The 15601-nt window shown below is 32.1% G+C and carries 15 protein-coding genes; 1 reads left to right on the forward strand and 14 read right to left on the reverse strand.

Going from position 1 to position 15601, the window contains the following annotated elements; genetic code table 11:
• Positions 1 to 314: 314 nt before the first annotated feature.
• The 11 genes from ACXAG4_RS09955 to folE form a co-directional block, all read right to left on the reverse strand.
• Positions 315 to 1286 carry an HNH endonuclease gene (locus ACXAG4_RS09955; RefSeq protein WP_475295935.1) on the reverse strand — a complete coding sequence of 324 codons (972 nt, stop codon included), beginning with the start codon at positions 1284 to 1286 and terminating at the stop codon, positions 315 to 317.
• Entirely contained in the window at positions 1279 to 2529 is a 1251-nt protein-coding gene (locus ACXAG4_RS09960) for a DNA cytosine methyltransferase (protein WP_475295936.1), read from the reverse strand. Before ACXAG4_RS09960 ends, ACXAG4_RS09955 begins: the two co-directional genes overlap by 8 nt.
• Positions 2519 to 3589, reverse strand: coding sequence for a DNA cytosine methyltransferase (locus ACXAG4_RS09965; RefSeq protein WP_475295937.1), 1071 nt, complete (start codon positions 3587 to 3589; stop codon positions 2519 to 2521). The genes ACXAG4_RS09960 and ACXAG4_RS09965 overlap by 11 nt, the downstream gene beginning before the upstream one ends.
• Complete coding sequence (locus tag ACXAG4_RS09970; protein WP_406746053.1) at positions 3582 to 3914, reverse strand: helix-turn-helix domain-containing protein; 333 nt, start codon at positions 3912 to 3914, stop codon at positions 3582 to 3584. Before ACXAG4_RS09970 ends, ACXAG4_RS09965 begins: the two co-directional genes overlap by 8 nt.
• A gap of 847 nt (positions 3915 to 4761) precedes the next feature.
• Positions 4762 to 5280 (reverse strand): hypothetical protein, encoded by a 519-nt coding sequence (locus ACXAG4_RS09975; protein WP_475295938.1) that lies wholly within the window; start codon positions 5278 to 5280, stop codon positions 4762 to 4764.
• A gap of 157 nt (positions 5281 to 5437) precedes the next feature.
• On the reverse strand, positions 5438 to 6553 hold the full coding sequence (locus tag ACXAG4_RS09980; RefSeq protein WP_475295939.1) for a tyrosine-type recombinase/integrase: 1116 nt from the start codon (positions 6551 to 6553) through the stop codon (positions 5438 to 5440).
• Positions 6554 to 6709: 156 nt separating this feature from the next.
• Positions 6710 to 7072, reverse strand: a complete 363-nt coding sequence (locus tag ACXAG4_RS09985) for a SnoaL-like domain-containing protein (RefSeq protein WP_475295940.1) — start codon at positions 7070 to 7072, stop codon at positions 6710 to 6712.
• A 39-nt stretch (positions 7073 to 7111) separates the two neighbouring features.
• Positions 7112 to 7327, reverse strand: coding sequence for a hypothetical protein (locus ACXAG4_RS09990; protein ID WP_147130240.1), 216 nt, complete (start codon positions 7325 to 7327; stop codon positions 7112 to 7114).
• A gap of 144 nt (positions 7328 to 7471) precedes the next feature.
• On the reverse strand, positions 7472 to 7933 hold the full coding sequence (locus ACXAG4_RS09995; protein WP_475295941.1) for an SRPBCC family protein: 462 nt from the start codon (positions 7931 to 7933) through the stop codon (positions 7472 to 7474).
• 13 nt (positions 7934 to 7946) lie between these two features.
• On the reverse strand, positions 7947 to 8174 hold the full coding sequence (locus ACXAG4_RS10000; RefSeq protein WP_475295942.1) for a hypothetical protein: 228 nt from the start codon (positions 8172 to 8174) through the stop codon (positions 7947 to 7949).
• Between the two features lie 4 nt (positions 8175 to 8178).
• Positions 8179 to 8868 carry a GTP cyclohydrolase I FolE gene (folE, locus tag ACXAG4_RS10005; protein ID WP_475295943.1) on the reverse strand — a complete coding sequence of 230 codons (690 nt, stop codon included), beginning with the start codon at positions 8866 to 8868 and terminating at the stop codon, positions 8179 to 8181.
• A 264-nt stretch (positions 8869 to 9132) separates the two neighbouring features.
• On the opposite strand from folE, the gene ACXAG4_RS10010 reads away from it, so the two are divergent.
• Entirely contained in the window at positions 9133 to 9984 is an 852-nt protein-coding gene (locus ACXAG4_RS10010; protein WP_475295944.1) for a DUF2911 domain-containing protein, read from the forward strand.
• Between the two features lie 241 nt (positions 9985 to 10225).
• Here ACXAG4_RS10010 and ACXAG4_RS10015 read toward each other — a convergent pair whose 3' ends face one another.
• From ACXAG4_RS10015 to ACXAG4_RS10025, 3 genes are all read right to left on the reverse strand, one after another.
• Positions 10226 to 11209 carry a Gfo/Idh/MocA family protein gene (locus ACXAG4_RS10015; RefSeq protein WP_475295945.1) on the reverse strand — a complete coding sequence of 328 codons (984 nt, stop codon included), beginning with the start codon at positions 11207 to 11209 and terminating at the stop codon, positions 10226 to 10228.
• Positions 11181 to 12896, reverse strand: coding sequence for a sodium:solute symporter family protein (locus tag ACXAG4_RS10020; RefSeq protein WP_475295946.1), 1716 nt, complete (start codon positions 12894 to 12896; stop codon positions 11181 to 11183). The genes ACXAG4_RS10015 and ACXAG4_RS10020 overlap by 29 nt, the downstream gene beginning before the upstream one ends.
• A gap of 114 nt (positions 12897 to 13010) precedes the next feature.
• Entirely contained in the window at positions 13011 to 15542 is a 2532-nt protein-coding gene (locus ACXAG4_RS10025) for a PIG-L family deacetylase (protein WP_475295947.1), read from the reverse strand.
• Between the last annotated feature and the right edge of the window lie 59 nt (positions 15543 to 15601).

The raw sequence follows: 15601 nt of genomic DNA on the forward strand, positions 1-15601 counted from the left end.
GTTGAGTGATCAAGTTTTAACCGGCATTTTGTGAATCGGATTTTTTTAAAGAGTTCGAGTGAGCGTCGGCCGCTATTGAAAGCAACGGTCTAGTATAAGAATAGTAGCGGATTTTTACGCACTAACTTTTCGGTTAAACACAGACCTTTTTTTTTTTATTTCATTTCGTTTTAGCGATTAAACCGCTATTATTTTTATACATTGTTGTACACTGGCTTTTTCTTTCCGCAAACTTGCTAGCGTTGGCAAAGACATACTCTTTTGCAATTTTTGGCTTGTGTGTCGGCTGTAGCTCATTGCAAATGTGTATGGCTTTAGTTGGGGCTTCTCATAACGCCCGCATATTTAAAAAGTCCAAATATATTTTTCTTATGATATTCTAGAAATGATTTTTCAGGTTTGAAAAAATCCTCTATAGGAATATTAATTTTCTTACTATCATAGTTGGCTAACAAAGTATCTTTTACATCTTCGTGTACTACTACACAATAATTTTCATCAATTGTAAACATTCCTCTGTCAAAAGCCCAATGTATATCTCTAGACATTGCAATACCATTGCAAGGTAAGAAGGAACCAGAATGTGACTTTGGTTTTATGTGTGCAGCCTCTAAATTAATTAGCTTTTTGTAAAATATAGATTCTCCAGTTATAGCACATTTATTCTGATAACCAAGTAAAACAAAATCTCTAAAACTTACAGAGTTAAATAGATTAGCTCCTTTAGTCTCTTCAATTTCTGATTTCTCATCTTCTTTAACTTGTTTTTGCCTTTTATCAGCTTCCTTTTTTACTTCTTCAGGTATAACTGTTTCTAAATCTTTTATATCAATTTGATTAGTGTCTATAAAATCTAATTCATTATCATAAACTGCGTGACCACCTCGTAATTCAGATTCTTCAACAATTGTATTCAAAAAATTATAATGTTCACTATCAGAATTAAAGAGATTCATCTTATAAAGATTTGTCAAATCTTCAGTTTGAATTTTTTGAAAAACAATTATATCATCAGGTTTAAAATAAGAGCGATTAGGGTCTATTTGATTGTTCATATACAGCCTAAATTCGTCCCTAGGTTGTTTTGCTAAACTTCCGTGATATTTATCATTGTGATAAACAAAAGTGCAATAAACTTTTTCATTCAATTCTGGTGGAACAATAGGTAATAGAATTGCATCATTTAATTCAGTAGTTGATAGAGGTGGGAAAAAACCTTCATTCTTTTTAGAAATCAGCATATATCTTCCTCTGGATACAGTTCCATCTGGTTTTGGGCTACCCAACTCCTGAAATTTCAACTTCTTTATGTAGTACATTTTTATTATCGTTAGTGTTTAAAATTTGGTAAACTGTTTCTGCAATTACTTTAGAAAATTTTGGTGGAACTGCATTTCCTATCATTTTATATTGGTCTCCTCTCGAACCCAGAAATTCAAAATCATCATCAAAAGTTTGTATTCTAGCTGCTTCTCTAACTGTTATCGAACGTGCTTGATTTGGGTCAGGATGAATGTGTCTTAAACCATCTTTGTATAAATGAGCAGGAATGGTATTACTTGGTTTGTCCTCACGTATTACGTGATATTTATGAAATTTTGAATCCTTACCTGTTTTTTCTTTGTATAACTGAATAAGTGCTTTACTTGATGTGTAATTTTCTCTACCGCTTAAGATGTCTTCTGTCAGTAACTTAAATATTTCAATGTCTCTTTCACTATGTTTTCTTGGTTCGTGATTTTTAGGTAAAGGAACACCATTTAATTTAACTGTGTGAGAATGTTTTGAGTTTAATTTGGACGGATAAATTTTAGGCAAATTTTCAAAAGCAATTTTAGAATTTAAAGGTTCAGAGCTTGCTTTTTCTTTCATAAGTGAGTAAAATTCGCGAACTTGTTTTGCGCTATTTTCATTTTTCTGCACACCAAAAATGATAACTCTTTTTCTTTTTTGAGGAACATTATAATATGAAGTATCAAATAGGGCATTACTTCTCAAATTTTCAGTTATTTCATAACCGATTTCTTCAAAAGCTTGTCTAACTCTTTTTACAATAGATATTCCGCCTGGTTTTGCAGAAAGAATTCCTTCTACATTTTCAAAAACAAAAGCTTTAGGCTGAAAATGGTTAACCATTTTTACATAACTCTCAAATAAGAAGTTACGATAATCGTCTTGCATACCATTTTCATCTCTAACTCTTCCTGCCATTGAATACGCTTGACAAGGTGGACCACCAACAATCAGGTCAACATTTTTATCTCCAACAATTTTATTAATTCCTTCGCTTTTTCCATATTTTGAATCGTCAAAGCCATTAATCAATTCGTCAGTTCTTTGAATATCGAAATGTAATATGTTATTACTGTTTAAATCATAATTCCATTTTGTGCTTAATCTCTTTTTAAGAGTTTGAACCGTTGGAAATTCCCAGTCTACCGCTGCCAAAGTATTGTATTTTCCTGTTTGAAGGAATCCATCTGTTAATCCACCGCAACCTGCGAATAAGTCAATTACGTTAATTTTCATCTTTCAAATAGTTTATTAGGTGAGTGCCAAGAACTTTTCCTAGCAATGGTGGAACAGCATTTCCAACTTGTCTGTATTGTTGAGTTTTGTTGCCTAAAAAAACAAACTCATCAGGAAAAGATTGTAATCTGGCATTTTCTCTAACGCTAGGAACTCTATTCCATTTATAGTGAAAGTGATTTCTATGTCCAGTATCTATTGTTTTAGAAGGTTTTTTACTGTGATATCTAGTCCAAGCTTCATTGAATTTTCTTGAATCTCCAACTCCTGGTGGTAAATCTTTATGATTTCCGCCTTCTGGAACTTGGGAAATAACATTAATTACGTGTTCAGTATGTTTTGTTCCAAGATGATTTTTTAAAACCTTGTTTCCATTACGCATTGTTTTTTGATATTGGCTAAAAGGCTTTTTATCATAAAATAATTCTTCGTTGCCCAAATCACTTACCAAATTTGGTAAATCGCCAATTGCGTCTTTGCAACCAATATATTCTTCTGGTTTGTGAGTAGCTTCTGGAAATTCAAACATTCCTAACTCTTTTTTGATTGCGACAAAAAATACACGCTTTCTAATTTGTGGCACACCATAATCTGGTGCGTATAATAATTTAGGATTGCAGTTATATCCCATTTCTTCGCACAATTCTATTATTTCCTTTTTTGCTTTTCCTTTATAAAGGTTTAGTAAACCAGGAACATTCTCTATAATTATTGCTTTTGGATTAACTCTTTTTGCAAGTTTGAATACAGCATTGAAAAGCGTGTTTCTTTCGTCATTCTCATTTCTTGCTCCAGTTAATGAAAAACCCTGACAAGGTGGTCCAGCGATTATAACATCTACTTTATGCTCTCCTTTTGATTCTACAATTTTATCTATTGATTCATCTTCGTGTAAGTCTAGAAGAAGTGTTTTAGAATCATTATGATTTCTCTCAAATGTTTTTAAAGCTATTTCTGTATTATCTACACCTAAAATAACGTGGAATCCAGCTTGTTGGAACCCATAAGAGAATCCTCCGCATCCAGAGAATAAGTCGATTGCGGTTAATTTTCTATTCATTTTCAAAATTCAATTTTGCTTGTTTGGTATTAGTATTTCTTAAATAGTTTGCAGTATCTTCAGCAACTGTAAAAACTGATTCAGAGCATTTGTATTTAAATGCTTCTCTAGCGAATTTATCAGCAAAAAATAAGTCTGTTACATTTTGTAAATCAAGACTAAATAATTTTGATAAGGGTTTGAGTTTTGACTTACTAAATTTTTGAGTTCCATTTTCAATTCTGCTTATTGCACTTGAATTGATTCCAATTTTCGCTCCAAATTCAGTTTGAGTCCATTCTCTTTTTTCCCTTTCGGTTTTTATGAAATGTCCAAAACTTGCCATTTTTATGATTTTATACATTTAGGATTTGACCTATTTTTAGCAAATATAATATTAATTTGCGAATTTTATATCAAGTCTATTGGTTGAATTTCTGTGAGTGATGGTAAAAGGCAAGCTCTTTTTATTTTGTGAGGCACGAGCAAAATGAAATGTGCTTGACTGTGCGGTTGGCTTTTCAGAGCTTGTGTACAACGGGTTTGTATAGAAGTCAGTTTGGGAGAAAAGAGCAACGCCTTTTCGACCTTTGTACTGACCTTGGTTAAAAGTACTTGATTTTCGTGAGAAAATCAACCCCAAATTGCTTTTATGCGTTGTTGGCAAATGCAATTTTCAAATTATCCTAAATAGTTATTTATCGGTTTACTAGAATTTTAAATCATTCAGGTGGTTACGATAAATTCAAATACGTGTTATTTTCTGCTAAATTTTCAGGTTTTACCAATTTCTCAACTTTTCTTTTCAGCTTTGTTACTTTTTGTCAAGATTTAAATTTATCAGGTTTCTAGCGGTTTTTCAACATTTCTAGTTTTTCGCGTTGCTGATTAAAACTCAACATAGTTACGTTCACTTCAGCGTTTCTACGTTTCAAATCACGCGTTACTGTTTTTCATTTTCATATTATTGAATTTTTCAAAATAGGCGAGAAGTCAAATTTTCAGAAACCAGAATTTATCAATAAATATTCTTTGTCAAAATTTTAAATGCGTAGCTACTGCTTCTTGTTTTTGCCAACGGCTTCGTATAACCCGTCAGTTATCGGGCTAATTTAGCCAAAAGTTTTTAGTTATTCACTAGCTTAAGCAATTCTGAGTGGATTCGGACGTAGTCGAATCCGCCGTAATTGCGGTTATACATTGTTGTGTGTAGTGTTTTTTTGTCCATTTCTTATTTCGTTCAACAATTCAGTCTCGCTATATTTTCTCTCTTTATAATTGATTAAAATTGGTTCTAAATCAGGTTCTGATTGGTTAAAAATTAGGAGTACGCTAGAAATTGGCACTTTAAAAATATCATCGTAATATTCTACTGCATATTTATTTCCGTCCAGTTCCATTATTCTTTGAGTTTTTGGGAAATCATATTTTGAGCGTATTACTTGTATTTTTTTTGAAGTCCGTTTTTCAATTTGATTGTATGGGGATTTTTGGAAAAATCTTTTTTCACGGAACTGTTTTAGTAATTCAATTCCGATTAATGTCAACAGTCCGAAAGCTGTCATTCCAATAGCAAAAAGACTTGGGTAAATCAGATTTGTCCAGTTTTCTACAAATCCGCCAAAAATGCAAATCAAAGTTGCTACTCCACCGAATATTGTAAACAGTAAAATCAGTTGGTTCTTTATTGTATTTTGAAAATTTGCAGTCATTTTTCACATTACACACAACTTATTTATATAAAGAACTTTTTTCCTATTTCAATAACCATTTGGTGTGCTATGCGGAATTTTTGGGTCTTTTTGTTACTTTTATATTTCCTCATTTTTAAAGGTGAAAATTCTTATATTAATGCAATGTAAGAATCATTTATAAATTATCAAATGGATTTTTAATGTTTCTAATACTAGTTTCAGAAACATGAGTGTAAATCATGGTTGTTTTTGGACTGCTATGGCCTAAAAGCTCTTGTATGTATCTAATATCTGTGCCTTCCTCTAGTAAATGTGTAGCAAAACTATGCCTTAGCGTGTGTAGTGTTATTGGTTTTGTAATTCCTGATTTATATGCGGCCGATTTTAATATTTTTTGTGCACTTGAACTTGTATACTGCTGTCCGCTACTGCCTTCAAATAAATAATATGATGGTTTGTATTGTTGGTAATAAAGCCTTAATAATTCTAAAAAAGATGCTGATAATAGGGTATACCTGTCTTTTTTTCCTTTGGCACTTTTTATGTGTATTAACATGCGTTTACTGTCTATGTCATTAACTTTTAAGTTGATGGCTTCACCTATGCGTAAGCCTGCAGAATATATTAAACTTAGTAAAGTTTTGTGTTTTAAATTGAAGGTATTATTGAAAATAAGTTTAACTTCATCTGTACTTAAAACAGTGGGTAGTTTTTTTTCTTTTCTTGGTCGTTTAATATCAAGAGCTTCTAATTCATAATTCTTATAATTTAAAAACTTTTTTATACCGTTTATGCATTGGTTTTGGTATGAAATTGATTTGTTAGGCTTCACTATAAAATCATAATTAAATGCTTCAATTAAACGGGCAGAGTAGGTGTTTATACCTTTTAAATTGCTGTATCTTAAAAAAAACGTAGTTACTTCAATGTAAGTGTTTATGGTGTTTTTGCTAAGTCTTTTTTCTTGCATCCATTTTTCAAATTTTAATAAATCAGATTGCTGATTATCTCGTAGCGCAGGAAGTTTTATTTCAGTAAAAATAGGTGCTTCAATGGTTTTTTTTACCGTTAAAGCAGAATAATCTACATAACAGTTTATAGCTCTTAAATGATCATAAATTAGACGTTTGTTTTCTGAAGAATATTCTAAATAAAATACCTTGTGGGTGTTACTCCATTTTACTTCATCTAACTTTTTTAGGTGAATTCTTAATTTGTAATTGTATTTAAACCTTACAGCTATTTGTTGGGTATTATTGTGTTGCAAGGGCGTAAGTTTAACTTCGTTCATCTTTTAAGGGCATAAAAAAATTATAACCTTTAAAGATAACTCTTACATTTTAAATTTCAAAATGAAGTTGATTATAAAAAAACTGTTTGAAAAAGATTTTTAAGATTTTAAATCTTTTTCAAACAGTTGATGTGTTTGTTTTATGAAGTTTTTTATTTAAACAGTATAAAAAAACTGTTCAGAAATAATTTGTGAGTTTTTAACCTCAAACACACAAATTTCTTCCATTTTAATGCGTTGTTTGTTTTTAAAAGTTACATCTAACAGCATTTTACTACTAAAATGATTGCCTGCAACTAAAGGCTGTGTAACAGAGCAGTTGTGAATGGTTTCAACAGTGTTTAACCAATTATAACTTTTTTGCATTACATTTTTTTTGCCTTTAGTAATTTCGGTATCTGGTCCACCTGGCATTTCTTTACATATAATAGTGTCTGCATAAAGCATTTCAGCACATTCAATAAGTTTTGTGTTATTACACATTTTAGCCCATAAATTAGCAACTTCTTGAGTATTCATAATTTTAAAGTTTTGTGCTAAAACAAATACTTATTTGTGTTAAGAACGGCCTTTTAAACGTTTTTCAATTTTCTGTTTAATAGCTGTTAAGCGTTTCATAATATCCATTAATTTAGGATCTTTGTTTTCTTTGTAAACATCATTAATATCTAATATAAGTGCTTTAACCTCGCGCGAAGATTCTATGCGTTCACTAGTGGTTTTAAAGGTGTGTTTACGTTGCTCAAATTCTAAAGCTTTATCTATCAGTGTCATATTCAAAATGCATTTTAGTTCAACTAACAATTTTTCAATTTTCGCAATATAATAAAATTGAACAAATTAACATTTTAAAGCTTTTTAATTAGGTAAATATTAACATTTTAAAGCTAAACTGCTTAAATTTTGTTAAAAGTTGAATTAAAATGACCCAAACAAATCATCTAACTTTTTAGTTCTGTAATTAAAAATTTCTTCAAGCTTAGGTTTTACTAAAATAGGTTGAACTAATTGACCAAGTAAACCAAATGGTACTTTATAATGAATAATGTCTTCCATTTCAATGCCACCTTCAATTTCTTTTATAAAATGCTTATGATGCCATAATGCATAAGGGCCAAAACGTTGTTCATCAACAAAATAATGTTTATCAATAACATGGGTTATTTCTGTAACCCATTTGGTTTTTATGCCTAAAACTGGCGTAACAATATATTCTATAATTTGGCCTGCATACATGGGTCTATCTGCTCCAGAAAGTATATTAAACCCCATATAATCTGGCGTTATGGTTTTTAAATTTTGTGGTGAAGATAAAAAATCCCAAGCCTCGTTTATAGTGGTTTTAAGGTTTTGTTTTTTATGGAGCGTGTAAATTTTCATAGTACTAATAATGTTAAACTAATGGTTTTCCTTTTAAGCGCTTTTCAACTTTACGTTTTATGGCTGTTAAGCGTTTCATGATATCCATTATTTTTTGGTCTTTTTTTGCTTTATAAATTTTGTTTAAATCTAAAATTAAGGCTTTGGCTTCTCTAGAAATTTCAATTCTATCACTGTTTGATAAACCTCTCATTTTGCGTTGTTCAAACTCTAATGCTTTGTTGATTAATTCTAATTCCATAGTGTTAATTTTTAAGATAGTTTTGTAATTCTGCAATTTTTTCAGATGTATTAAATTTGCCACCATAATAGGCTGTAACCGTAGTTGATGTATCATCTTTTATACCTCTAGAAGAAACACATAAGTGTTTAGCATCAATTATTACAGCTACATCTTCAGTGTTTAAAATGCTTTTAAGTTCATTGGCTATTTGGTTTGTTAAACGCTCTTGCACTTGTGGCCTTTTGGCATAATATTGTACAATTCTGTTTAGTTTTGATAAGCCAATAACTTTACCAGATGATATATAAGCCACATGAGCCTTACCAATAATTGGCACAAAATGATGCTCACAGTTTGAGTAAAATGTTATGTTTTTTTCAACCAACATTTGGTTGTACTGGTATTTATTATCAAACAATGCAACTTTAGGTTTATTTTCAGGATTTAAACCAGAAAAAATTTCATCAATATACATTTTCGCAACACGTTGCGGTGTTCCTTTTAGTGAATCATCAGTTAAATCTAAGCCCATGACTTGCATAATTTCTTCAAAAAGTATCGCAATGCGCTCTTTTTTTTCGGTGTCACTAAGTTTAAAAGCATCTTCACGTAACGGTGTTTCAATACTTGTAAATAGGTGCTCATCACCAATATCTTCAACCGTTAAACCGTTTAAATAATTGTTTTCAATTTCAAGTTTTTCTTTTTGCATGTGTTCTTTTTTATGTGCTGTTTTAATAAAAATTGTATTAACCAAAGCACGTTTATACCTCAAATATACAAAATGTTTAAAGTTTTTTAAAAAAGAATAAACAAAAAATCATATAGTTGTATAAGTAAAGTTTATAATTAGTTTCTGTATATTTTAAAAAGCATTATTGCTAATTATAATAGGCACAGTTTTTTAAGGTTTTATTAACAAATACAGTCGTTTTTATAGTTAATTTTGAATTGTGAACATAAACAATCAAAACAAATGAAAAAGTTAGTATTATTATTTGTGGCCTTTGCAACGTTAACAGTTGTAAATGCACAAGTTGAAACGCCTCAACCAAGTCCGTCAGCCACTTTAAAACAAAAAGTAGGTTTAACAGATGTTACTATAGAATATTCTAGACCAGGCGTAAAAGGAAGAACCATTTTTGGTGGTTTAGAGCCATGGGGAACTATTTGGAGAACAGGCGCCAACAAAAACACTACAATTACTTTTAGTGATGATGTAACCTTTGCAGGACAAGACGTTAAAGCCGGAACATATGCTATTTTTACAAAACTTAACTCTGCAAAACAATGGGATATTATGTTGTATGCTGATACAAACAACTGGGGAACACCACAAAATTGGGATGACAGCAAAGTAGTTGCCACAGCAAAAACCGAAGTACACGAAGTGCCTTTTAATGTTGAAACCATGGCAATAGATGTAAACAACATTAAAAACGATAGCGCTGTTTTAGAAATTATTTGGGAAAAATCATACGCAGCAGTACCATTCACCGTACCAACTGATGCCAAAGTATCTGCAAATATTGATGGCGTAATGAGTGGGCCAACTGCCGATGATTATTTTGCATCTGCCGTATACTATTTAGAAGCAGGAAAAGACATAAAAACTGCCGAAAAATGGATTGACAAAGCTGTTGAAATGAATAAAGCAAATCCTAAATTTTGGGTAATTCACCAACAAGCCTTAATAAAAGCCAAAGCTGGCGATAAAAAAGGCGCTATTGCAGCTGCAAAATCATCATTAGCATTAGCAAAAGCCGCAAAATATGATGCCTATATTAGAAAAAACGAAGAAGTTTTAAAACAATGGGGCGCATTGTAAAAGCAAAAAATAAAAGTAAATTTTAAAAGCGAAGCTAATTTAGTTTCGCTTTTTTATTTTTAATTAGGGCGTTACCCTAACGGGTCGCGCTTTCCGCTTGTAGTTTTAGCTCGTGCCTCACTAAAAGCTATCGCTGCAATCGCTAACGCACATGTTTGTGGTGTTGTTTTTTGTAAGATGAAATAAGCGCTTTCTAGTTATTCTTTTCCTAATTATTTCACTTCAAAAAAAAGAAAAAAAATTAATACGCTAAGTTTATAATGTTTCTAACCTTATCAAGAAGCGATATAATTTGTTGGCTAAATTCAAAAGTCATAATATCACTTTCCGTTTTACCAGCTCTAATTAGGTTATTAAAATGTATAGCTTCAAAATTATAGCCAATGGTATTGTAATTAAAATCTTTAACGGTTTCATTACCATTTTTTATAATTGATACCGTTGTTGGCTTATGAAATTGCGTGTTTATTTTAATGGTAGCCTGTTCACAATAAAAAATAGCTTCGGTTTTAGTATCTTCAATTAAAGTACTTTTTAATGAGGCCGTAACACCTTCATTGTAAATAAAGGTCATGTGGCATGAAGCATCTGCGCCATTATTAAAAAAAGACGCATTAGCAATAATATCTTTAGGATTACCTAGTGTTGACAGTGCTGCAAAAATGGGGTATATGCCAATATCTAACAAGCTTCCACCACCTAAATCTTTATTAAAAAGTCTAGAATTATTATTAAAAGCGCGGTAAAAACCAAAATCGGCTTCAAGTTTTAAAAGCTTTCCGTAGGTTTCGGTTTTAATGAGGTTAGCAGTGAATTGGTAGTGTGGTAAAAAGGCTGTCCACAAAGCTTCCATTAAGAGCACATTTTTTTCTTTGGCTTTAGCAATCATTTCATGCACTTCGCCAATGTTCATAGCAAAAGGTTTTTCGCATAAAACAGCAATACTATGTTCTAAGCAAAGAAGCGTGTTTTCTTTGTGTAATGCATGTGGTGTAGCAATGTAAACAGCATCTATATTAGGGTCTTTTGCTAAAGCCTCATAACTATTATAGGCTTTTGCAGCGTTGTATTTTTTGGCAAATTCATTGGCTTTGGCCTGGTCTCTAGAGCCTACAGCGTATAACCTTGCATCTTTAATGGTTAGTAAATCTGTTGCAAATTTGTTGGCAATACTTCCTAGGCCAATAATGCCCCAATTAATGGTTTTGTGCTGTTTTGTTGTCATTAATATTAAACATTTGAAGTAATATGGCTATGGTTATTACAATTAAGCAACCTACAAAATTTAGCCATAAAAATGGAAGGTTAATAATGTCGTATTCATTTAAAAAGTATAGTGCAATTACTAATATTTGGGTAACAATAGCGCCAAAAAATACGGCATTACTTTTAACAAACTTAAAAAAGAAAGCTAACAAAAATACCCCTAAAACATTACCATAAAATATAGAGCCAATAATATTTACTAACTGAATTAAATTTTCGGCAAGATTAGCAACACACGCCACAGCAATGGCTAAAATTCCCCAAGTAAAAGTAAACCAACGTGAGGCTTTAACTTTTTGCTCTTCGGTTTTATTGCCGGTATTTCTAATGTATAAATCTATTGTTGTGGTAGAGCCTAAAGCATTTAATTCACTAGCAGTACTAGACATGGCTGCGCTTAAAATAACAGCTAAAAGCAAGCCTATGAGTCCGCGTGGTAGGTTATTCAAAATAAAATGAATAAAAACATAATCTTTATCATTACTTTCAACTTTAATATCTTGTGTTTTACCTGCTTTATCAATTAAAATTTTAGCTTCTTCGCGTAATTCGTTGTGAGCATTGTTAGCTATAGATAAATAACCTTTAGCATTTGGGTTTTCACCGTTAATAAACGCTTTTATAAGCGTTTGTTTATCATTGAAAATTTTGGCTTGTTCGGTTTGTAAGGCTTTGTATTCTTCAGCATATTCAGAATTTAAAACAACTTCTGTGGCGGTAGGATTAAAATTAATGGGCGCTTTATTAAATTGATAAAAAACAAACACCATAACACCCACTAAAAGAATAAAAAACTGCATGGGTACTTTTAATAATCCGTTAAAAATAAGACCTAATTGCATTTCCTTTACAGATTTGCCCGATAGGTAACGTTGCACTTGACTTTGGTCTGTGCCAAAATACGATAGCATTAAAAACGTACCACCAATAATACCGCTCCAAAATGTATACCTATTGTTTAAACTGAAAGAGAAATCTAAAATGTTCATTTTTCCGCTAGCACCAGCAATACTTAAAGCTTTACTAAAAGTTATGTCTTCTGGAAGCTTACTAAAAATAATAAAAAAGGCCGTTAACATACCAAAGAAAATAACAACCATTTGGTGTTTTTGTGTAACGTTAACAGCACGCGTTCCGCCAGATACTGTGTAAATTATAACCAGTAGCCCAATTGAAATATTTAGGGTTAATAAGTCCCAGCCTAATACAACCGATAGTATTATGGCCGGTGCAAAAATGGTAATACCAGCTGCTAAACCACGTTGAATTAAAAATAGAATAGCAGTTAGGGTTCTGGTTTTTAAGTCGAATCTGCTTTCTAAAAATTCATAAGCGGTATAAACTTTTAGCTTATGGTACAACGGAATAAACACCATACAAATTACTACCATGGCTATGGGTAAGCCAAAGTAAAATTGTACAAAACCCATACCGTCATTAAAAGCTTGTCCTGGTGTAGATAGAAATGTAATGGCACTGGCCTGTGTAGCCATAACAGACAAGCCAATAGTCCACCATTTAGATTTGTTACCGCCTCTTAAATAGTCTTTTACGTTTTTACTTCCTCTTGTTTGCCAAGTGCCGTAAGCAACTATTAAAAAAAGTGTAATGCTTAAAACCGTCCAATCTATCCAACTTAATTGCATATTAAAAGGCTTTCATTATTAAGTAAAACAATATAAAATATACGGCATTAGCTATTAAAACCAAAGAGTATAACTTTAGCCATGGTTGTTTGGGTTGGTTGTTGTCTTGCATTATTAGTGTTTTATTTTGGCTTCTAATTTTAAATCTTCTTTACCTAATGATAGCATATTGGCAAACAATCTGTAAGCACCCGAAATACCCGCAGGAAACTCTCTAAAAAAGCTTAAACCTGTATAAATATAATGGCCTTTACCGTGTTTGGCAACAAGTAAACTGCCGTTTTTAGGTCTTTCGTTTTTATCGTGCATTGATAGAATAGGGGTAAACTCCTTTGCCCAATAATTTGGAAAATACAAGCCACGTTCTTGTGTCCACCCTTCAAAATCTTTTTGGGTTATTTTATTTGGGAAATTTAATACTTCGTGTTGCGGATTTAAAAACGTAACTTCAGCATTTTCATCGGTTACTCTATCGCGTGATAATGTTAAATCATAAGGCGCTAACTGTTTGGTTTTTAATCTGTGTGATGTGTTGTATTGCACAATCATATTGCCGCCTTTGGCCACAAAATCAAAAAGCGTTTGCTGTTTAAAATCTAACTCATCTAAGGTGTTGTAAGCTCTAATGCCAACAACAACAGCATCAAAATTGCTTAATAATTCGGCGGTGATTTCTTCGGTTTTAATAATACGAACATTATAGCCAATTTGCTCTAAACTTTCAGGAACCACATCGCCGGCACCTTGAATGTACGCAATATTTTCACCACGTTTTTTTATGTTTAATCTAACAACTTTACTTTCGCTTGGTAATAGAACGGTTTGGTGTGGTATGTGTTCATAACTTATATCAATAAGTTCTTTGGTGTAACTTTTGTCTCCAACATGCACAATAGGACTTATAAAACCTTCGCTTTCATTTTTTGGCGGAATAATAGTAAATACTAAGGTTTGCGCTTCGCCTTTATGCTTTATATTAATTTTTTGATTTTTTGGAAATACGCTCCAACCATCTGGATGGCATACTTCAACAAGACCTTCTAAATCATCTTTTCCGGCTTTTACAATTACAGATACATCGTGCTGTTTGTTATTGTTGAAAATGATGACTTTTTCTGATATTTTAGCTGAAGCTTCAGGAATAATTTCAAACGGACGATACAGTTCGCCTTTATCTGGTTTTGAATATCGATGCACAACATCTTTTTCAAAACTAATGGTGTAACCATCAAAATCTACTTCAAAATTGGCTTGAAGCGCTCTTTTGGTTTCGGGGTTTCCAATAATTGTTTTATCATCAACCTTGTACATGCCTAAACTTCCTTTTTCATTTAACCAATACGCATTAGTTGTAGCTGTGTTTTTAGGTATAATACTGTTAAAAGTATAGGTGAATTTTTTATTGTTTTGAAGTGGAACATCGGTGTGTTCTACTTGGTTTAATGGCGAAATACTAATGTTTTTAAGTGTAATATTTGCTGTACTTCGGTTTAAGGCTTCAATGTCTATTTTAACATTGTTATTGGCTGCAATAGCAGGTGTTGATGCCGATGCTTCTAAATATAAACCAGCACACATTTCAATAATACGTTTAAGTTCTTTGGTTTTTATAGTTTTCCAATGTTGATTTTCTATATTTTGAAGCAGTTTGAAAGCGTTTATTAACGCAGGTAAATGTGCTGAAGGATTAGTGAAATTAAAGTTATTTTCAATTTCGTATAAGATAGCTCCAATAGCTTTGCCGCCTTTAACACGGTTCCAAGAGGTATCAACACCCGAAAAAATATCATTATTTTCAACAGGTTCACCTTTAATTAATTCAACATACTCTTCTTTTGATCCGCGTTGTGATAATCTGCCAAATCCTTGACATAAATGCTGGCTACTAGCAAGTGCAGCCACCTCATTATTTGATAAGCCCTTTAATGGATAATATACACCAATATCAAAATGAAGCATGTTGCTTTTGTCTACTTTGTCAAATTTTTCTTGGCTACCGTAAAACCACCAATTGGTGTTAAAAAACAAGCGTTTAGGTTGCCATGTGCTTGTATATTGTAATAATTCTGGGAATGCATTTTTATTAGCAGCCAAATCAAAAGCTTCAAAACTTAACATAGCCGATGTTGTGTGGTGTCCGTGTGTTGTGCCCGGTGTTCTGTGGTCAAACCTGTTTATAATTACATCGGGTTTAAATTTTCTAATAGCCAAAACAACATCGCTTAAAACTTGTTTTTCGTCCCAAATAGACAAAGTTTCTTCTGGGTGTTTTGAGTAACCAAAATCATTAGCTCTAGAGAATATTTGCTCGCCACCATCTACACGTCTTGCTGCCAGTAATTCTTGGGTTCTTATAACGCCTAAAAGTTCTCTAATTTCTGGTCCAATTAGGTTTTGGCCGCCATCACCACGTGTTAAAGAAAGGTAAGCAGTACGCGCTTTAACTTGGTTAGCCATGTATGCAATTAACCGTGTGTTTTCATCATCGGGGTGAGCTGCAACATACAATACAGAACCTAAAAAGTTTAGTTTTTGAATAGATTCATAAATTTGTGTAGATGTTGGTGTTTGTGGTTTTTGCGCGTTTATATTTAACACGCTAATACTTAATGAAATGTATAAAAAAAAGAATATGCGTTTTGGCATGATGTGAATTTTTGCTCAGCCAAATATAAAAAACAAACCAGCGCTAAGGCTGGTTTTAA

The organism is Seonamhaeicola sp. ABD4_175 (assembly GCF_056160885.1).